15 protein-coding genes, 1 tRNA gene and 1 pseudogene are annotated in these 20,203 nt (G+C 65.6%); 14 read left to right on the top strand and 3 right to left on the bottom strand.

Annotated elements, in window-relative coordinates; translation table 11 throughout:
- Positions 1-11 precede the first annotated feature (11 nt).
- A complete protein-coding gene (locus tag DID96_RS07235) occupies positions 12-731 on the bottom strand; it encodes a tetratricopeptide repeat protein (protein WP_185732190.1) in 720 nt (239 codons plus the stop codon).
- Positions 732-954: 223 nt separating this feature from the next.
- Here DID96_RS07235 and cysS point away from each other — a divergent pair, with 223 nt between their 5' ends.
- The 4 genes from cysS to tilS all read left to right on the top strand — a co-directional run bounded on the left by cysS (position 955) and on the right by tilS (position 5,747).
- Entirely contained in the window at positions 955-2,352 is a 1,398-nt protein-coding gene (gene cysS / locus DID96_RS07230; RefSeq protein WP_124598684.1) for a cysteine--tRNA ligase, read from the top strand.
- Between the two features lie 43 nt (positions 2,353-2,395).
- The gene (locus DID96_RS07225; RefSeq protein ID WP_124598683.1) at positions 2,396-3,217 is read left to right on the top strand and encodes a DNA-3-methyladenine glycosylase; all 822 of its coding nucleotides are present in this window, start codon (positions 2,396-2,398) and stop codon (positions 3,215-3,217) included.
- Between the two features lie 102 nt (positions 3,218-3,319).
- Positions 3,320-4,291, top strand: coding sequence for an acetyl-CoA carboxylase carboxyltransferase subunit alpha (locus DID96_RS07220; protein WP_006478433.1), 972 nt, complete (start codon positions 3,320-3,322; stop codon positions 4,289-4,291).
- A 49-nt stretch (positions 4,292-4,340) separates the two neighbouring features.
- Positions 4,341-5,747, top strand: coding sequence for a tRNA lysidine(34) synthetase TilS (tilS, locus tag DID96_RS07215; protein WP_124598682.1), 1,407 nt, complete (start codon positions 4,341-4,343; stop codon positions 5,745-5,747).
- A gap of 165 nt (positions 5,748-5,912) precedes the next feature.
- Here the strand turns inward: tilS and DID96_RS39505 are convergent.
- Positions 5,913-6,149 (bottom strand): annotated as a pseudogene (locus DID96_RS39505) (hypothetical protein); the annotation flags it as partial.
- Between DID96_RS39505 and DID96_RS07210 the strand changes: the two are divergent.
- A complete protein-coding gene (locus DID96_RS07210) occupies positions 6,132-7,382 on the top strand; it encodes an aspartate kinase (protein WP_124598681.1) in 1,251 nt (416 codons plus the stop codon). The pseudogene DID96_RS39505 and the gene DID96_RS07210 overlap by 18 nt on opposite strands.
- A gap of 113 nt (positions 7,383-7,495) precedes the next feature.
- Positions 7,496-7,589, top strand: a tRNA-Ser gene (locus tag DID96_RS07205).
- A 70-nt stretch (positions 7,590-7,659) separates the two neighbouring features.
- Here DID96_RS07205 and DID96_RS07200 read toward each other — a convergent pair.
- The gene (locus tag DID96_RS07200; protein ID WP_124598680.1) at positions 7,660-10,122 is read right to left on the bottom strand and encodes a mechanosensitive ion channel domain-containing protein; all 2,463 of its coding nucleotides are present in this window, start codon (positions 10,120-10,122) and stop codon (positions 7,660-7,662) included.
- A 628-nt stretch (positions 10,123-10,750) separates the two neighbouring features.
- Here DID96_RS07200 and DID96_RS07190 point away from each other — a divergent pair.
- The 8 genes from DID96_RS07190 to DID96_RS07155 all read left to right on the top strand — a co-directional run bounded on the left by DID96_RS07190 (position 10,751) and on the right by DID96_RS07155 (position 20,182).
- Positions 10,751-12,280, top strand: coding sequence for a NuoM family protein (locus tag DID96_RS07190; RefSeq protein ID WP_124598678.1), 1,530 nt, complete (start codon positions 10,751-10,753; stop codon positions 12,278-12,280).
- A gap of 226 nt (positions 12,281-12,506) precedes the next feature.
- Positions 12,507-13,394, top strand: coding sequence for a ubiquinol oxidase subunit II (gene cyoA / locus DID96_RS07185; protein WP_124598677.1), 888 nt, complete (start codon positions 12,507-12,509; stop codon positions 13,392-13,394).
- 3 nt (positions 13,395-13,397) lie between these two features.
- Positions 13,398-15,404: a cytochrome o ubiquinol oxidase subunit I gene (cyoB, locus tag DID96_RS07180; RefSeq protein ID WP_124598676.1), complete on the top strand. Its 2,007-nt coding sequence runs from the start codon at positions 13,398-13,400 to the stop codon at positions 15,402-15,404.
- Positions 15,404-16,018, top strand: a complete 615-nt coding sequence (gene cyoC / locus DID96_RS07175; RefSeq protein WP_124598675.1) for a cytochrome o ubiquinol oxidase subunit III — start codon at positions 15,404-15,406, stop codon at positions 16,016-16,018. Before cyoB ends, cyoC begins: the two co-directional genes overlap by 1 nt.
- Positions 16,019-16,351, top strand: a complete 333-nt coding sequence (cyoD, locus tag DID96_RS07170) for a cytochrome o ubiquinol oxidase subunit IV (RefSeq protein WP_124598673.1) — start codon at positions 16,019-16,021, stop codon at positions 16,349-16,351.
- Between the two features lie 298 nt (positions 16,352-16,649).
- Positions 16,650-16,997, top strand: coding sequence for a hypothetical protein (locus tag DID96_RS07165; RefSeq protein ID WP_124598671.1), 348 nt, complete (start codon positions 16,650-16,652; stop codon positions 16,995-16,997).
- Positions 16,998-17,184: 187 nt separating this feature from the next.
- Positions 17,185-19,068 carry an extracellular solute-binding protein gene (locus tag DID96_RS07160; protein WP_124598669.1) on the top strand — a complete coding sequence of 628 codons (1,884 nt, stop codon included), beginning with the start codon at positions 17,185-17,187 and terminating at the stop codon, positions 19,066-19,068.
- Between the two features lie 70 nt (positions 19,069-19,138).
- Positions 19,139-20,182, top strand: a complete 1,044-nt coding sequence (locus DID96_RS07155) for a microcin C ABC transporter permease YejB (protein ID WP_124598667.1) — start codon at positions 19,139-19,141, stop codon at positions 20,180-20,182.
- Positions 20,183-20,203 lie beyond the last annotated feature (21 nt).

Genomic DNA, 20,203 nt, shown 5'->3' with positions numbered 1-20,203 from the left:
CCTCGCGCCGCTCAACGCGACGGCGCGACGTAGGGCGCCGCCATTGCGCCGGACGGGCCGCCGAACTGGAACGTCGGCGACAGCGGCAGCGTGGTGGTGGACACGTTCGCGGTCGCGCGGCCCGCGTAGTCGGGCGTCGACGGTGCGGCGCGCGTGCCCGCAGCGGGTTTCGGCGGCGAGATGATCTTCTGCAGGTCGGCGAGACGCTGCGCGGTCGCGCCGCTCGTGCGGCCGAGCGATTGCGCGCGCTTGTACGATTCGGCCGCGAGGCGCAGGTACAGGTCGCCGAGGTTCTCGTACGCGAGCGGGTAGCTCGGGTTCGCCTGCGTCGCGGTGACGAGCGCGGTGCGCGCTTCGTCGTAACGGCCGTGCTTCGCGTAGAGCGCGGCGAGATTGTTGTACGGCTCGGGCAGTTCGGGGTACGCCTGCGTGATCGCGACGAATTGCTGGATCGCGTCGTCGTCGCGGTTCAGGCGCACGAGCACGGTGCCGCGCTTGAACTGTGCCTGCACGTCGTGCGGGTTCGCGGCGATGCGTGCGTCGAGTTGTGCGAGCGCCTGCTTCCATTGCTTGCCGGCGATCGTCGCATCGATCTCGGGGGTGCCATCGGCGGCGGACGGCGCCTTCTGAGCATGGGCCGCGGCGGCCGGCAGGAGCGTCAGCGCGACGCCCATGACGGCGGTCGCAACGAGGGTCGCAGCGCTCGGCGCGCGGCCGCGAGGAGATTTCATAGGCGTAAATCGGAATGTTATACTCCGAGCCATTCTAACAAAACGTCTGCGCGTTCCGGCGAGCCGCAGGCAGTCTTTCTTTCTGCCTCTCGTGGCCGTCACCGCTGTGCTTGCAGCCTGACCGCCCCATGTGATATCGAGGACGCCGCGGTGCTGGTCCGGTCGTTTCGCATGCAGGGCGAGCTTCGCCAGGGCGGTTTCCTTCGGCTCACGGTTCATCTCTATGGATTCACTGCGCATCTACAACACGCTCGCGCGTGACAAGCAAGTTTTCGTGCCGCGCCAGCCCGGCGAAGTACGGATGTACGTATGCGGGATCACCGTCTACGACTATTGTCACGTGGGCCATGCGCGCATGATGGTCGTGTTCGACCTGGTGCAGCGCTGGCTGCGCGCGCTCGGCTACCGGGTCACGTATGTGCGCAACATCACCGACATCGACGACAAGATCATCCGCCGCGCGGTCGAGAACGGCGAGACGATCAAGTCGCTGACCGATCGCTTCATCGCGGCCATGCACGACGATATCGGCGCGCTCGGCGTCGAGCGGCCGGACATCGAGCCGCGTGCGACGCAATTCATTCCGCAGATGCTCGGGATGATCGAGACGCTCGAGGCGAACGGCTACGCGTACCAGGCGGCCGACGGCGATGTCAATTATTCGGTGCGCAAGTTCGCGAACTACGGGAAGCTGTCCGGCAAGTCGCTCGACGACCTGCGCGCCGGCGAGCGCGTCGCCGCGAACGACGCGAAGGAAGATCCGCTCGATTTCGTGCTGTGGAAACGCGCGAAGCCGGAAGATCCGGCGGACACGTCGTGGGATTCGAAGTACGGCCCGGGGCGTCCCGGCTGGCACATCGAGTGCTCGGCGATGGGCTGCACGCTGCTCGGCGATCATTTCGACATCCACGGTGGCGGGCAGGATCTGCAGTTCCCGCACCACGAGAACGAGATCGCGCAGAGCGAAGGCGCGACCGGCCAGACGTTCGTCAATTACTGGATGCACAACGGCTTCGTGCAGGTCGACAGCGAGAAGATGTCGAAATCGCTCGGCAACTTCTTCACGATCCGCGAAGTGCTCGAGAAGTACGATGCCGAGGTGATGCGCTTCTTCATCGTGCGCACGCATTACCGCTCGCCGCTCAACTACAGCGACGTGCATCTCGACGATGCGCGCGCGTCGCTGACGCGGCTCTACACCGCATTGAAGGATGTCGTGCCCGACTCGGCGGCGCTCGACTGGGACGAACCGCACGCGCAACGCTTCGCGGCCGCGATGAACGACGACTTCAACTCGTCGCTCGCGGTGTCGGTGCTGTTCGAGCTCGCGGGCGAAGTGAACCGCACGCGCGACGCGACGCTCGCACGCCAGCTGAAGCAGCTCGCGGGGCTCCTCGGATTGCTCGGCCGCGAGCCGCGCGCGTTCCTGCAGCAGGCGGCGGGTGCCGCGCAGGAAGGCGGCCTCACGGCCGACGAGATCGAAGCGAGGATCGCCGCGCGCGTCGCGGCGAAGCAAGCGAAAGACTATGCCGAAGCGGACCGGATCCGGGCGGAACTGCTCGACGCCGGTATCGCGCTTGAAGACAAACCGGGCGGATCGACCGAATGGCGTCGCGTATGAGCGCGGTGCGTTCCACTGACCGATTCGTCAGGTAGGAGGCAAGATGGCAACGGCCAGAAAAGCGCCGGTCAGGCGTGCGACTGCGGTCGCCACGCGTCCGGCAGCCAAGCGCGCGCCGACGGCGAAGGCGGACGCGAAGCGCGCCGTGCCGAACGGCGAGCTCGACGGTCATGCGCAGCCGGCGGCCAAGCCGGCGCGGGCGGTCGATGGGGCAGCGTCGGCGGTGTTCGACGGCGTCGACGTCGTCGTGCGTCCCGCGTACTGGGACAAGGCATGCGCCGACCTCGTCAAGCGCGACCGCATCCTGAAGAAGCTGATCCCGAAATTCGGTCCCGCGCATCTCGTGAAGCGCGGCGATCCGTTCGTCACGTTGGCGCGCTCGGTGGTCGGCCAGCAGATTTCCGTCGCGTCCGCGCAGGCGGTATGGGGCCGGATCGAGGCAGCGTGCCCGAAGCTCGCCCCGCAGCAGGTGATCAAGCTCGGTCCGGACAAGCTGATCGCATGCGGGTTGTCGAAGCGCAAGACGGAGTACATCCTCGATCTCGCGCAGCACTTCGTGTCGGGTGCGCTGCACGTCGACAAGTGGACGTCGATGGACGACGAGGACGTGATCGCGGAACTCACGCAGATTCGCGGCATCAGCCGCTGGACCGCGGAGATGTTCCTGATCTTCAACCTGTCGCGGCCGGACGTGCTGCCGCTCGACGATCCGGGCCTGATCCGCGCGATCAGCGTCAATTATTTCAGCGGGGAGCCGGTCACGCGCAGCGAAGCGCGGGAAGTGGCGGCCAACTGGGAACCGTGGCGCACCGTCGCGACCTGGTACATGTGGCGCAGCCTCGATTCGCTCGATGCCGGCGAATGATTCGGGCTATCGAGTTTTAAACATCAATAGTTGTGAGCCGGTTTTGAGCGTCGCCCGCGCGGGTAGAATACGCGCTGCCGCAAGACCCAAGGATTCGAACACATGAAGACCACGTTTCTGGATTTCGAACAGCCGATCGCCGAACTCGAGGCCAAGATCGAAGAGCTGCGATTCGTGCAGGACGACTCGGCTGTCGATATTTCGGAAGAAATCGAGCGTCTGTCGAAGAAGAGCCAGCAACTGACGAAGGACCTGTACGCAAACCTGTCGCCGTGGCAGGTGTCGCAGATCGCGCGGCATCCGCAGCGTCCTTACACGCTCGACTACGTCGCGGAACTGTTTACCGATTTCCACGAACTGCACGGCGACCGCGCGTTCGCGGACGACCTGTCGATCGTCGGCGGGCTCGCGCGCTTCGGCGGCCATCCGTGCATGGTGATTGGCCACCAGAAGGGCCGCGACACGAAGGAGCGCGCGGCGCGCAACTTCGGGATGCCGCGTCCGGAAGGCTATCGCAAGGCCGAGCGCCTGATGCGACTCGCCGAGAAGTTCGGGCTGCCGATCTTCACGTTCGTCGATACGCCGGGCGCGTATCCGGGCATCGGCGCGGAAGAGCGCGGCCAGTCGGAGGCGATCGGCCGCAACCTGTACGTGATGGCCGAGTTGAAGACGCCGATCATCACGACGGTGATCGGCGAGGGCGGTTCGGGCGGCGCGCTCGCGATCGCGGTCGCCGATACCGTGATGATGCTGCAGTTCTCGACCTATTCGGTGATCTCGCCGGAAGGTTGCGCATCGATCCTGTGGAAGAGCGCCGCGAAGGCGCCCGAGGCGGCCGAGGCGCTAGGCCTGACCGCGCACCGCCTGAAGGCGCTCGGCCTGATCGACAAGATCATCAACGAGCCGCTCGGCGGCGCGCACCGCGATCCGAAGGGCATGGCCGCGTTGCTGCGCCGTGCGCTCGCCGATTCGCTGCGCCAGTTCCAGGGCATGAGCATCGATGCGTTGCGCGAGCGCCGCTTCGAGCGCCTGATGGCCTACGGCAAGTTCAAGGAAACCACGCCGGGCGCATGATGCGCGGCGTGCGTTCATCGACGCGGGCCGCACGGCGCGCCGTCACATCGTGATTCCCCCGAGCGAATTCTCCGCCGACCGTGTCGTCCTCGACGCGGTCGGCGTTGCGCTTGCCGACGTGCCGGCCGGCGCGCGCATCGCGATCGCGTACAGCGGCGGCCTCGACTCGTCGGTGCTGCTCGATGCGGCCGTGCGCGTCGCCGGCGCGTCGCGCTGCATTGCATTGCACGTGCACCATGGGCTGAGCGCGAACGCCGACGCATGGGCCGCGCAAGCCGAGGCGACCGCGGCAAGGCTCGGCGTCGCATTCGATTCGATGTGCGTCGACGTGCCGCGTGACAGTGGCGCAGGCCTCGAGGCGAGCGCGCGCGAAAGCCGCTATGCGGCGCTCGACGCGATGTGCGAGCGGCACGGCGCGGCCGTGCTGTGGCTCGCGCAGCATGCCGACGACCAGGCTGAAACGGTGCTGTTGCAGTTGCTGCGCGGCGCCGGTATTGCCGGGATCGCGGCGATGGCGCCGCGTTATCGTCCGGCGGCGGCGCAGGTCGAACGCGTGCGCCCGCTGCTGCGGCTGCTGCGCGCGCAGCTCGAGCGCTACGCGGCGGAGCGTGGCCTTGCATGGATCGACGACGAATCGAACCTCGACACCCGATTCGCGCGCAATGCGCTGCGGCTCGACGTATTGCCCGCGCTGGCCGTGCATTTCCCCGGGTTTCGTGATGCGCTCGGCCGTGCCGCGCAACATGCGGCGGCAGCGCAGCGGCTGCTCGACGATCTCGCCGAGCTGGATTTCGCTGGCGCCGCCCGCGACGAAGGACGCGCGCTGTCGCGCGCCGCGCTCGTCGCGCTCGACGACGCACGCGGCGCGAACCTGCTGCGTTTCTGGATGCGCTCGCTCGGCCTGCCGGGCGCGTCGGCCGCGCGGCTCGCGAACATGATGCGGCAGCTTCGCGCCGCGCACGACGCGCATGCGCTGCGTGTCGATCACGCGGGTCAGTGCCTGCGGCTCTATCGCGATGTCGTTTCCTGGGAAGCCGGCGACAGTGCCGATCCGGCCGACGACGGCAGTGGGGCGCCGCGCCCCGACAGCACCTGTACATGGGACGGCCAGGAAGTCTGGCACCTGCCGGGGTGGCGCGGCTCGTTCGTGTTCGCGCCGGCCGCGGCGGGCGATGCGGACGCGGTGCCCGAGGCGGCGCTGCGCGCCGCGCCGCTGATCGCGCGCGCCCGCGCGGGCGGAGAACGGATGCGCACGGCGCCGGGCGGGCCCGGCCGCACGCTGAAGAACCTGTTCCAGGAGCGCGGCGTGCCGGCGTGGCAGCGCGACGTGCCGCTGCTGTTCGCGGGCGAGCGCCTGCTGTTCGTGCCGCGGCTCGGCGTCAATCGCGACGACGGTGCGCCCGGCATCGGCGCATGGCGCCGGATCGAATGGCGCCCGGACCTGCTGATCGCGTAATTCGGGCGGAATCATGCGCAACCCGAGCGCAACCCGAGCGCAACTCCGGCACAACGCGCGTGCAACGACGCCGCGCTCATTTTCACCATTTGGTAAACAGCGCCGGAACGCGTGCCGGCGCGGCATGCGGCTTGTCAACCGGGCGTTGATCGGGTACGCTCGGTCGTTTGCTCGGCTCGATTTTTGAGCTTTTTGTGCAGGTTTTCCGCGTGACGTACCCGGTTTGCGCGGGCTGATCCGCCTTCCGGGCAAATCCGTCACGTCTGCGTGCTGCGTCCCAGCCGCTCTCCTCGTCGTCCGTCCACAGCCACAAGCCGCGTGACTGAACGGCAACGCGGTCTGCCCAGCGCTCCCGTGCGGTCTCTCCTCCAGTTCAGAACGACAATGGCACTCATCGTACATAAATACGGCGGCACTTCGATGGGCTCGGTCGAGCGCATCAAGAACGTCGCGAAACGCGTCGCAAAATGGCATCAGGCCGGGCACCAGATGGTGGTCGTGCCGTCCGCGATGTCCGGCGAAACCAACCGTCTGCTCGGTCTCGCGAAAGAGATTTCGAGCCAGCCGAGCCCGCGTGAGCTCGACATGATCGCGTCGACCGGCGAGCAGGTCAGCGTCGGCCTGCTGTCGATCGCGCTGCAGGAAATCGGTGTCGAGGCCGTGAGCTACGCCGGCTGGCAAGTGCCGATCAAGACCGACAGCGCCTTCACGAAAGCGCGCATCCACTCGATCGACGACGAGCGCGTGAAGGCCGATCTGAACGGCGGCAAGGTCGTGATCATCACAGGCTTCCAGGGCGTCGATCCGGACGGCCACATCACGACGCTCGGCCGCGGCGGCTCGGACACGTCGGCGGTGGCGGTCGCGGCTGCGCTGGATGCCGAAGAGTGCCTGATCTATACGGACGTCGACGGCGTCTACACGACCGATCCGCGCGTGGTCGAAGAGGCGCGCCGCCTCGATCGCGTGACGTTCGAGGAGATGCTGGAGATGGCGAGCCTCGGCTCGAAGGTCCTGCAGATCCGCTCGGTCGAATTCGCCGGGAAATACCAGGTGAAGACGCGTGTGCTGTCGAGCCTGACCGATCCGCTGATTGCGCTCGACGAAGAAATGCGCTCGGGCACCCTGATTACTTTTGAAGAAGACGAGACCATGGAAAAGGCAGTCATTTCCGGCATCGCGTTCCAGCGCGACGAAGCACGCATTGCGGTGATGGGCGTGCCCGACAAGCCGGGCATCGCGTATCAGATCCTCGGCCCGGTCGCCGACGCGAACATCGACGTCGACATGATCATCCAGAACCAGAGCGTGCAAGGCAAGACGGACTTCACGTTCACGGTCGGCCGCGGTGACTACCAGCGCGCGATGGACATCCTGACCAACCAGGTCAAGGGCCACGTGAACGCCGAGCAGGTGCAGGGCGACCCGAAGGTGTCGAAGGTGTCGGTCGTCGGCGTCGGCATGCGTTCGCACGTCGGTGTCGCGAGCAAGATGTTCCGTACGCTGTCGGAAGAGGGCATCAACATCCAGATGATCTCGACGTCCGAAATCAAGATTTCGGTGCTGATCGACGAAAAGTACATGGAACTGGCCGTCCGCGCGCTGCACAAGGCATTCGAACTCGACCAGGCGTAATGAAATTTTCGTGATGCATCGAAGAAAATGCATCACGGAAATTGACGCGCGGTTTGAAACCCTATATTATTTCGTTCTCGTCGCACTGCCTCCCTGGTGCGAGCGAAAGTTTGGGAGACGTGGCCGAGAGGTCGAAGGCACTCCCCTGCTAAGGGAGCATCTGGGCCAAAACCTGGATCGAGGGTTCGAATCCCTCCGTCTCCGCCAGAAATGGCGGAACAAGCCCCGCAAGTTCCAGGACTTGCGGGGCTTTTCTTTTTCCGGTTCGTCCCGTTCGTCAATTGGGCCTGGGCGGGCGCGTGCCGGGCCTCGTCGGCGCGTTCGCCGTGTTGCGTGCGCCGTCGCTGTCGTCATCCCCCGACGCATCCTCCTCGCGCGCGACCAGGCTGCGTTGCGGATTCGCGATCCGGATCCCGCGTGCGCGGAACGTATCGGCGATCCGCCGGTTGAATTCGCGCTGCACGCCCCAGCGCGTCGTGTCCTTGCACTGCATCTGCCCGCTCAGCGCGATCGCCGCGCCGTCGACCTGGTCGACGCCCCAATAGCTGAAATCCGACAGGATGTCGTCGCGGTACTTCGGATCGTCGCGTAACGCAGCGCCGATTTCCTTCAGTGTCGCGATCGCGCGATCGATGTCCTCGCCGTACGCGACGCTGACCTTGACGGCCGCGTTGCCGAGCCCGCGATTCGTGTTGTTGACGGTCGTCACCGAGCTGAACGGGACCGTGTGCAGCGAGCCGTCGCCGGCACGCAGTCGCACCGTGCGGATCGACAGGTACTCGACCGTGCCCGATACGCCGGCGAGCGTGACCCAGTCGCCCACCTGCATCGCGTTCTCCATCAGCAGGAAGATGCCGGTGATGAAGTCCTGCACGAGCTTCTGCGAGCCGAAGCCGAGCGCAACGCCGAAGATGCTGGCGCCCGCGAGCAGCGGGCCGACGTTCACGCCGAGCTCGCTCAGGCCCGTCAGCACGACGACGAGCGCGATGAGCACGAACAGCAGCGAACGGATCATCGGCAGCAGCGTGCGCAGCCGCGCCGCGCGCATCAGGTTGCCGTCGCGGGTCCACTGCTGGAGGCGCCGTTCGATCGCGATGTTCGCGGCTTCCCACGCGACGAGCGCGATGACGGCGGCAATCGCGATCGTCGCGAGCGCCGACGCGAGACGGTGCCCGATCGTACCGGACTCGAACGCGCGGAACACCGGTACGCCCCAGATCCGCAGCAGCAGCACGATCGTCACGATGCCGATGAAGGCCGACACCAGTTGCCGCAGCAGCGGGTAGTAGCGGTACGCGTGGCGATGGACGAGCGTGTGGTCGTCTTCGCGCTCGAACACGCGCGCGAGCGCGCCGAACACGACGATCGACACGATACGCATGCCGACCATCGCGGCGATCGAGCGGCCGCCGAGCGTGATCAGCACGCGGTAGCCGTGGTGGACGTCGAGCGCCCACACGAACCACAGCGCCATCACGACGAAGACCGCCGCGGGCGCCCATGCGTCCGCGAGCGCATTGCCGGCGACCGCGAACGACGGCCGGCCCGCGCCGAGCGCACGGATCCGCGCGGCGACGGGGCGGCTGCATTGGAGGATCAGCACCGACACCATCACATGGCCGACGAGCGCGACGGTCTTCAGCAGCGCGACGTGGCCCGCTTCACTGAGGCCGAAGTTCGCGGCGATCTCGATGACGGCCGTGCAGCCACCGACGACGAGCACGATGCGGCCGATCGAGTGCTGCGCGAAGCCCGCCCACCGGTCGCCGATATGCAGCAGGCGCAATTGCGGCGCGTCCGGCTGGAAGAACAGCTGGCTCACGATCGCGATCAGGCGGCAGATCACGTAGATGTCGATCAGCGATTCGAGCGCGGTCTCGGCCGGCGTGCCGTTGGCGGCGAGGAGCGACGTGGTCAGGCTCGCGGCGCCGACGAACACGAGCAGCGGCACCGCACGCAGCAGCAGGCTGGCGATTGCGCGCGGCATCCGGTACAGCAGCGTGCGATGAAGCTGCGCGTGGCCGCGTCCCCGCAACGATGCCCGTGTCGCATCGGGGGAATCCGGCGGCTGCGCCGCGTTGGCCGCATCGGCTGCATCTGTTGCATCGGCCGTATCCGGATCGTCGTCGGACGCTTGCGGGCCAGATGCGTTGCGGCGCGACATGCCCGCGCGACGCGCGGCCAGCGCGGTCAGCGTGCGTCGCAGCAGCCGCCTCGCGAGCCATTCGACGACGAGCGCGGGCAGCAGCACGGCGACGATGATCGACAGTGCGTGCGCGAGATCGGCACGTTCGTCCGCGCGGACCAGCGTGTTGCGCCACCAGGTGCCGACCGAGCCGACGTCGTGCAGCGATTGCAGCGACTCACTCAGCGCGCTGCCGATTTCCGTTGCCCAGCGCGAGCCCTGACGAACGAGCATCGACGCAAGGCCGTTCGACGTGAGCGCAGGCGGCATCGCAGCCGTTGATGCGGCCGTAGATGCGGCGCTCGCCGGCACCGCCGAATTCGCGGCTAACGTGGGCGTGCTCAGCGCGCCCGCGGCGGCGATCGCGCGCAAGGTCGTTTCGACCTGCGCACGCTCGTGCGGATTCTCGAGCACGGCGAGCGCCTGTTGCGCCTGCTGCGGCGTCAGCGCAGGCACGGCGCCGGAAGCGGCCGACGCGCCAGCCGGTGAAGGGGGAGCCGCATCGGCGGTGATGACGAATAGGGCGAGCAGCGAGCCGAGCAGGAGGTGTCGCATGGGTGACATGCGGGCGCGCGCCAGGGCGGTGGCCCGTCGAGGACTGCGGTGGTGGTAGTTAACATGATCGCTGCCGGAGCCGAATAGTTCCGTGTGCGCGGATTTGCGCGCAAGCGATGTGGGTTGCTGTAGCGGGGCAACCGGATGGAAGGGGGCAGGCGCGGCGTTCACCAATCGACGCGATTTGCCTGCCAGCCAGTGACGTGGAAAGCATGACTGATATTTAATCGTAAGGAATTCTGTAAGCATTGCCAGCCATCATCAGCTGCGATGTGGCGACTGACAAGCGATGTCGTCGCATGAGCGACACCGGCCGGTCGAGTCAAAAATGCGGCGTTGCATCGATAATCGATCGAGATCGCACCTGTTCATGACGCAAAATTACACATAAAAATCATGTGCATGTTGCTGATTCGCGAAAAAACGCATTTGCTGCGCTGCAAAAAATAATCAACCGCCTTATGCTCGTTAACCCGGCAGCATTTGCGCGGCGTCAAGTTACCGCTTGATGCCGCTTTACATTTGCCCGACGCCGGCGATCCACGAAATCTACCTGTCGATTCCATTTCGTTCCTTTCGTCGCGCCTGCCCCCGATCCAGCGCACGACCCTCTCAAGGTTTGACTGACATGCATGATTTCCCCTATCTGAGCCTGGCGATCTGGGTTCCGATCCTGTTCGGCGTGTGCCTGTTGCGCGCCGGTTCCGACCGCCATCCACGCCGCACGCGGCTGATCGCGCTCGCCGGCGCGCTCGCAGGGTTCGCGGCCGTCGTGCCGCTCGTCACGGGCTTCGATACCCATTCGGCCGCGCTGCAATTCGTCGAGCACCGCAACTGGCTCGCCGCATTCGATTCGGGCTGGCGCCTCGGCATCGACGGCGCGTCGCTGTGGCTCGTCGTGCTGACCGCGTTCACCACGCTCGTGATCGTGATCGCGTCGTGGGAGTCGATCACGGTGCGCGTCGCGCAATACCTCGCGTCGTTCCTGATCCTGTCGGGACTGATGGTCGGCGTGTTCGCAGCGCAGGACGGCCTGCTGTTCTTCATCTTCTTCGAGGCGACGCTGATTCCGCTCTACCTACTGATCGGCACCTGGGGCCGCGAGCAACGCGTGTATGCGGCGGTGAAGTTCTTCTTCATCTCGCTCGCGGGCTCGCTGCTGCTGCTGATGGCGATGCTGTACCTGTACGCGCAATCGCATACGTTCGACATGACGGCCTGGCGCACGCTGCAGCTCGGCTTCGCGCCGCAACTGCTGGTGTTCCTCGGCTTCTTCGCGGCGTTCGCGGTCAAGGTGCCGATGTGGCCGGTGCATACGTGGCTGCGCGACGTGTACTCGGACGGCCCGACGGGCGCCGCGCTGATGCTCGGCATGCTGAAGCTCGGCGGCTACGGGTTCCTGCGCTTCGCGCTGCCGATCACGCCGGACGCGAGCCACTTCTTCGCGCCGGCGGTGATCGCGCTGTCGCTGTTCGCGATCGTCTACGCGAGCCTGCTCGCGCTCGCGCAGACCGATCTCGCGAAGCTGCTCGCGTATTCGACGGTCGCGCACATGGGGCTCGTCACGCTCGGCCTGTTCCTGTTCAACCGGATTGGTGTCGAAGGCGCGATCGTGCAACTCGTGTCGTACGGCTTCGTCGCCGGCGCGATGCTGCTCTGCGTGAGCGTGCTGGCCGACCGCACGAAAACCCGCGCGATTGCCGAATACGGCGGTGTCGCGAACGTGATGCCGCGTTTCGCGACGTTCGCGCTGCTGTTCTCGATGGCGAACATCGGGCTGCCGGGCACGTCGGGCTTCGTCGGCGAGTTCATGGTCATCATGGGCGCGATCCGCTTCAACTTCTGGATCGGCGCGCTCGCCGCGCTGACGCTGATCTTCAGCGCGTCGTACACGCTGTGGATGCTCAAGCGCGTGGTGTTCGGCAAGATCGCGAGCCCGCGCATCGCGCAGCTTGCCGACCTGAGCCGCCGCGAGATCGTGATGTTCGCGTCGCTCGCGCTCGTCGTGCTGATGGTCGGCATCGATCCGAAGCCGTTCACCGATGCGATCGATCCGACGGTCGCGCGCCTGATCGACGAAGCCGATCACTCGAAGGTGCCGGCAGCGGACGGCGTCGCGCCCGCGCAGCCGGCCTACATGGTGTCCGCGCACGACTGATCGTTGCCGCGCGCATTCGCTCCCTGTTCGCTGCCGCGCGCGGTGGGCTCGCGTGCGCGCATGCGACGCACCCCCGCGACAATCTGACTCAGCGTAAAAACTGAAATGATGATTTTCCTCTAGTGTTGATTTTCATACAATCCGCTCGCCGTATGATTCGGGCACTTTCGTGGATCGATTGTGCATCGGGCATACGCAACGGATTCAATGACGACCAGGCTGTGTAATGAATAGAAGAGCTTCAAGAGGCTTGTCGGCGCTGCTTTCAGTCGGCGCGGCATTGAGCCTTTCAGGGTGTAACTTAGATGTACTAAATCCGAAAGGGAGCATTGGCGCCGCGGAGAAGTCGCTGATCGCGACGTCGACGTGGGCGATGCTGATCGTCGTCGTGCCGGTGATCCTGCTCACGCTTTACTTCGCGTGGCGCTATCGCGCGTCGAACCGCAACGCGACCTATGCGCCCGAGTGGTCGCACTCGACCGCGATCGAAGTCGTGATCTGGACGGTGCCGACGCTGATCATCCTGTTCCTCGGCGTCCTCACGTGGAAGACCACGCACGAGCTTGACCCGTACAAGCCGCTCGAATCGTCGGTGAAGCCGATCGATGTCGAAGTCGTCGCGCTCGACTGGAAGTGGCTGTTCATCTATCCGGAGCTGGGCATCGCGTCGGTCAACCAGCTTGCGATTCCGGTCGGCACGCCGGTGAACTTCCGTATCACGTCGGATTCGGTGATGAACTCGTTCTTCATCCCGCAGCTCGGCGGCCAGGTCTACGCGATGGCCGGCATGCAGACGCGCCTGCACCTGATCGCCGATGAAGCGGGCGATTACGCGGGCACGTCCGCGAACTTCAGCGGCCGAGGCTTCTCCGACATGAAGTTCCGCACGCTCGCCGAGCCGCGCGAGCAGTTCGACGCGTGGGTGCAGAAGGTGAGGGCGTCGTCCGACCGGCTCGACATGACCGCGTACGGCACGGTCGCACAGCCGAGCGAGAAGGCGCCCGTGCGCTACTTCTCGTCGGTCGATCCGAAGCTCTTCCACAACATCATCGCGAAATACAACGATGGCCACGTCCTCGACCTGAAGGACGCCGCCTGCGGAACGAAGGGATAACGCATGTTCGGCAAACTGACACTTTCGGCGATCCCGTTCGATCAGCCCATCATCATGGGGGCGGGCGCCTTCATGGGGCTCGTCGTGCTGGGGATACTCGCCGCGCTGACGATCACCGGCCGGTGGAAATGGCTGTGGAGCGAATGGCTCACGTCGGTCGATCACAAGAAGATCGGCGTGATGTACATCATCGTCGCATTCATCATGCTGCTGCGCGGCTTCGCCGACGCGATCATGATGCGCCTGCAGCTCGCGCTGTCGTACAACGCGCCCGGCTTCCTGCCGCCGCATCACTATGACCAGATCTTCACCGCGCATGGCGTGATCATGATCTTCTTCATGGCGATGGTGTTCATGGTCGGCCTGATGAACCTGATCGTGCCGCTGCAGATCGGCGCGCGCGACGTCGCGTTCCCGTTCATCAACTCGCTGTCGTTCTGGATGACGGCGGTCAGCGCGATCCTGATCAACATCTCGCTCGTGATCGGCGAATTCGCGCAGACGGGCTGGCTCGCGTATCCGCCGCTCTCCGAGCTGCAGTACAGCCCGGGCGTCGGCGTCGACTACTACCTGTGGGCGCTGCAGATTTCCGGCGTCGGCACGCTGCTGACGGGCGTGAACTTCTTCGTGACGATCATCAAGATGCGCGCGCCGGGCATGACGCTGATGAAGATGCCGGTGTTCACGTGGACCGCGCTGTGCACGAACGTGCTGATCATGGCGTCGTTCCCGATCCTCACCGCGACGCTCGCGCTGCTCGGCCTCGACCGCTACTTCGGCATGCACTTCTTCACGAACGAAGCCGGCGGCAACGCGATGCTGTACCTGAACCTGATCTGGGCGTGGGGGCATCCGGAGGTGTACATCCTGATCCTGCCGGCGTTCGGGATCTTCTCGGAAGTCATTGCGACGTTCGCGAAGAAGCCGCTGTTCGGCTACAAGACGATGGTGTACGCGACCTGCGCGATCATGGTGCTGTCGTTCCTCGTGTGGCTGCATCACTTCTTCACGATGGGCTCGGGCGCGAACGTGAACGCGTTCTTCGGGATCATGACGATGATCATCGCGATCCCGACCGGCGTGAAGGTGTTCAACTGGCTGTTTACGATGTACCGCGGCCGGATCGAATTCACGACGCCGGTGCTGTGGACGATCGGCTTCATGGTCACGTTCACGCTCGGCGGGATGACCGGCGTGATGATGGCGATTCCCGGCGCGGACTTCGTGCTGCACAACAGCCTGTTCCTGATCGCGCACTTCCACAACGTGATCATCGGCGGCGTGCTGTTCGGCTATCTCGCGGGCTTCAATTACTGGTTCCCGAAGGCGTTCGGCTTCAAGCTGAACGAGACGCTCGGCAAGGCCGCGTTCTGGTTCTGGCAGGTCGGCTTCTACGTCGCGTTCGTGCCGCTCTACGTGCTCGGCTTCATGGGCATGACGCGCCGCCTGAACCATTACGACAACCCGGCGTGGCATCCGTGGCTGCTCGTCGCCGCGTTCGGCGCGGTGCTGATTGCGATCGGCATCGGCTGCCAGCTGCTGCAGCTCGTGGTCAGCATCCGCAACCGCAACCTGCCGCAGTATCGCGACTCGACGGGCGATCCGTGGGGCGGCCGTACGCTCGAATGGGCGACGACGTCGCCGCCGCCGGCGTACAACTTCGCGGCGATTCCGCAAGTGCGTTCGCTCGATGCGTATGCCGACATGAAGGCGCGCGGCGACGGCCGGCCGAATCCGGCGACGTTGCGCGACATCCACATGCCGTCGAATACGTGCGCAGGCCTCGTGATCGGGATCTTCAGCCTCGCGCTCGGCTTCGCGCTCGTGTGGCACATCTGGTGGCTCGCGATCGCCGGGCTGGTCGGCATCGTTGCGACGCTCGCGATCTACAGCTCGCGTGACAACGATGGTTATTACATCCCCGCGTCAACCGTGCGGCGGATCGAAGAGAAGCAAGGCAAGACGCGCGTGGCCGCGCGTGTCGACGACGTGGAACTGGAGGCCAACTGATGTTGCAGAAAACCCTGGACGTGAACCTGCACGTGCACGATCACGCGGACGATCATCCGCCGTCGCATTCGGTGTTCGGTTTCTGGCTGTACCTGATGACCGACTGCGTGATCTTCGCGGCGCTGTTCGCGACGTTCGCGGTGCTCGGCCACCAGTTCGCGGGCGGGCCGACCGGAAAAGACCTGTTCGACATCCCGGGCGTCGCGGTCGAGACCGCGGCGCTGCTGCTGTCCAGCATCACGTACGGCTTCGCGATGCTCGGCGCGTACCGCGGCAAGCGCGGCGCAACGCTCGGCTGGCTCGCGGTGACGTTCGTGCTCGGCGCGGCGTTCCTCGCGATGGAACTGCGCGAGTTCTCGCACCTGATCGCGGAAGGCGCGGGCCCGCAGCGCAGCGCGTTCCTGTCGTCGTTCTTCACGCTGGTCGGCACGCACGGGCTGCACGTGACGGCCGGCCTCGTGTGGATGATCGTGCTGGTCGCGCAGATCGTCGCGCGGCCCGAGCTGACCGATCGCGACATCCGGCGCCTGACGTGCCTGAGCCTGTTCTGGCACTTCCTCGACATCGTGTGGATCTGCGTGTTTTCCTTTGTCTATCTTGCGAGCGTGATCTAAATGGCCCAGTCGCATTCGTCTCAACTTGAAGAAGGGCACGGCAGCGTCTGCGGCTATGTCGCGGGGTTCATCCTGTCGGTCGTGCTCACGGCCGCGTCGTTCGGGCTCGTGCTGGGTGGCGTGCTGTCGCCGCACGCGTCGCTGGTCGCGCTCGCGGCGCTCGCGTTCGTGCAGATCGTCGTGCATCTCGTGTATTTCCTGCACATGAACGGCTCGTCGGGGCAGCGCTGGAACGTGATGGCGTTCAGCTACACCGTGCTGACTGCGGCGATCCTGATCATCGGCACGCTGTGGGTGATGCACAACGTCAGCATGAACATGATGTCGCGCTGAAGCGGCATCGCGGGACACCACCCGGCATCGCTGCAAACGAAACAAGCGGCGCGCAAGTGCCGCTTCAGACTGCTGACGAACCCCTCGTTTTTCGGAACGAGGGGTTTTGTCTTGTTTCACGGGGCGACCCGTGCGCGGCCGCGCATGATGCGGCCCCGACGGGCGCCGAATGTTACAAGACGTTAGCGGCGCGGCTGCGTTGCGATCCTGCGCATCAGTTCTTACAAAGTGGAAATATGCTTGAGTGCCGCATGCCGTTATAGTCGATTCATCCACGAAACAACCAGAAGAGGAATCCATGAAGACCTTGCGTGTTGCCTCGCTCATGACCGGAGTCACAGCCTTGCTCGTGTCGGGCGCAGCAATGGCGGGTGTCAATGTCGGGATCAACGTCGGCGTGCCGGCACCGGTCTACGTCGCGCCTGCGCCGGTGTATGCACCGCCGCCTCCGCCGCCGGTCGTCTACCAGCCGGCACCCGTGTATGTGGCGCCCGCGCCGGCGATCGTGATCGGCTGGCACGGCGACCGCTACTGGGATGGCCGCCGCTACTGGGGCCGCGACGACTGGTATCGCCATCATGGCGGCTGGGATCGCGACCGCTGGGATCATGATCACGATCGCGGCCGGCATAACGGCTGGCATTGAGCGCAACTGGCATCGATCGCGCGGGCACCGCGCGTCGATGGCGTCGATGAAACCGCCCTGACGGGCGGTTTTTTTCTTGCGTTCGCCGGCGTCGCGCGGCTGTCGGGCCCGCGCGATCGACTGTAATGCCTTTTGAATGGGTAGAATCCTCGGACATTGCCCCCCTCAATCGACCGACAGGGCCTCTATGACGAAGGGTTCGCCCCGGGCAGCCGCCACGCGTGCCCGTTCCGGCGCGGCACGGGCCATGCGCGCCGCCGGCCGCGTGGCAGCCGTGCTGCTGACGCAGGCCGTGCTTGCCGCGACGGCCGCGCATGCAGTCCATGCGATCGCCCAGTACGGCGAGCCGAAGTATCCGCCGGGCTTCAAGCATTTCGACTACGTGAATCCGGACGCGCCGAAGGGCGGCACGCTCGTGCTCGCAAACCCGAGCCGGCTCACGTCGTTCGACAAGTTCAACCCGTATACGATGCGCGGCAACATCGCGCCCGGCATCGAGCTGCTGTTCGAGAGCCTGACGACCGGCAACTCGGACGAGCCGGCCTCCGCGTACGGGCTGCTGGCCGACGACATTGCGATCGCACCGGACAGGCTGTCGGTCACGTTCCACCTGAACCCGCGCGCGCGCTTCTCGAATGGCGACCCGGTGACGGCGGCGGATGTCAAGTATTCGTTCGACACGCTGAAAAGCAAGCAGGCGGCGCCGCAGTTCGGCGCGTACTTCGCGGACATCACGCGCGCGGTGATCGTCGACCCCGCGACGGTGCGCTTCGAGTTTCGCCAGCACAACCGCGAACTGCCGCTGATCGCGGGCGGCGTGCCGGTGTTCTCGCATAAATGGGGGCTGCGCGCGGACGGCACCCGGATCCCGTTCGACCAGCTCGCGTTCGAGCAGCCGATCGGCAGCGGGCCGTATCTGATCGAGCACTACGACAACGGCCGCACGATCACGTACCGGCGCAATCCCGCGTACTGGGGCGCCGACCTGCCGGTGCGGGTCGGCACCAACAACTTCGAGCACATCGTCTACAAGCTGTACGGCGACGGCGTCGCGCGTCTGGAGGCATTCAAGGCCGGCGAGTACGACGTGCTCGTCGAGTACATCGCTCGCAACTGGGTGCGGCGCGACGTCGGCAAACGCTTCGACAGCGGCGAGCTGGTCAAGCGCGAGTTCCGTCAGCACAACGGCGCGGGCATGCAGGGCTTCATGCTGAACCTGCGCCGGCCATGGTTCCGCGACGTGCGGGTGCGCAAGGCGCTCGATCTCGCGTTCGACTTCGAATGGCTGAACCGGCAGCTGTTCTACAGCGGCTACACGCGCCTCGACAGCTATTTTGCCGACACCGACCTGCAGGCGACCGGCACGCCGGGCCCGGGCGAGCTCGAGCTGCTCGAGCCGCTGCGCGCGCAGCTCGACCCGGCGGTGTTCGGCCCGATGGTGGTACAGCCGAATACGAATCCGCCCAACTCGCTGCGCGCGAACCTGCTGAAGGCGCGCGCGCTGCTCGCCGAAGCCGGCTGGACCTATCGCGACGGCGCGCTGCGCAACGCGCAGGGCGAGCCGTTCACGTTCGAGATCCTCGACGACGCGGGCTCCGCCTTCGAGCCGGTCGTGATCGCGTACCAGCGCAATCTCGCGAAGCTCGGCATCGATGCACGGTTCCGCACGGCCGATTACGCGTTGCTGCAGAAGCGTCTCGATGCGTTCGACTACGACATGACGACGATCCGCTATCCGGGCGTGCAGGTGCCGGGCGCCGAGCAGTTCGCGCGCTATGGCAGCAAGTTCGCGGACGAGCAGGGTTCCGACAATGTGATCGGGCTCAAGTCGCCGGCCGTCGATGCGCTGCTGCATGCGCTTGGCGCCGCACAGACCCGCGAACAGCTGCTCGATGCGACCCATGCGCTCGACCGCGTGCTGATGCACGGCTACTACGCGATTCCGCAGTGGTACAGCACGACGCACCGGATCGCGTACAAGCGCACGCTCGCGTATCCGCAGACGCTGCCGCTGTACTATTCGGCGGAGGGCTGGGTCGTGTCGACCTGGTGGGTCAAGCCGGGCAGTTGAGCCCGGCGCGCGCCTGCCGGCCGGGCCGGCCTACGTCCAACCATTGCCTATCGATCGCGAGTCGACGCCTATGTGGAGCTACATCCTCAAACGCCTGCTGCTGATGATCCCGACGCTCGTCGGCGTGCTGACGCTCACGTTCGTCGTGATCCAGTTCGTGCCGGGCGGCCCCGTCGAACAGGCCGTGCAGGAACTGCGCAAGGGCGCGGTGGAGCAGGGCGCGGTGCCGTTCGGGATGCGCGCACACACGGGCGTCGATCCGCAGCAGATCGCGCAGCTGAAGGCGCTGTACGGTTTCGACAAGCCGCCGCTCGAGCGCTACGTGCTGATGCTGAAGCGCTTCGCGCGCTTCGACCTCGGCGACAGCTATTTCCGCCACCAGAGCGTATGGTCGCTGATCGTGCAGAAGCTGCCCGTGTCGATCAGCATCGGGCTCTGGACGTTCTTCCTCACCTACCTGATCTCGGTGCCGCTCGGCATCGCGAAGGCGGTGCGCAACGGCTCGCCATTCGACGTCGCGACGAGCCTCGTCGTGCTCGTCGGCTATGCGATTCCGGGCTTCGTGCTCGGCGTGCTGCTGCTCGTGCTGTTCGGTGGCGGGTCGTTCTGGCAGCTGTTTCCGCTGCGCGGGCTCACGTCGGACAACTTCGCGAACCTGTCGCTCATCGGCAAGATCCTCGACTATCTGTGGCACATCGCGCTGCCGATCACCGCGTCGGTCGTCGGCAGCTTCGCGGTCATCACGATGCTGACGAAGAACGCATTCCTCGACGAGATCCGTCGGCAGTACGTGCTGACCGCGCGCGCGAAGGGGCTTGCCGAGCGCACCGTGCTGTGGAAGCACGTGTTCCGCAACGCGATGCTGCCGCTCATCGTCGGCTTCCCGGCCGCGTTCATCGGCGCGTTCTTCACCGGCAGCCTGCTGATCGAGACGCTGTTCTCGCTCGACGGCCTCGGGCTGCTGTCGTACGAATCGGTCGTGCGGCGGGATTACCCGGTCGTGCTTGGCACGCTGTATCTGTTTACGCTGATCGGGCTCGCGACCAAGCTGATTTCCGATCTTTGCTACGTGTGGGTCGACCCGCGCATTCAATTCGAGACCCTGGAGCGCTGATATGGAACGACCCCCACGCTC

The sequence above is a fragment of the Burkholderia sp. Bp8963 genome (genome assembly GCF_003854275.1).
In the GTDB taxonomy this organism is placed as follows: Bacteria; Pseudomonadota; Gammaproteobacteria; order Burkholderiales; family Burkholderiaceae; genus Burkholderia.
Note: the sequence above shows the minus strand (reverse complement) of the source record. Positions and strands in the feature narration are given on the sequence as shown.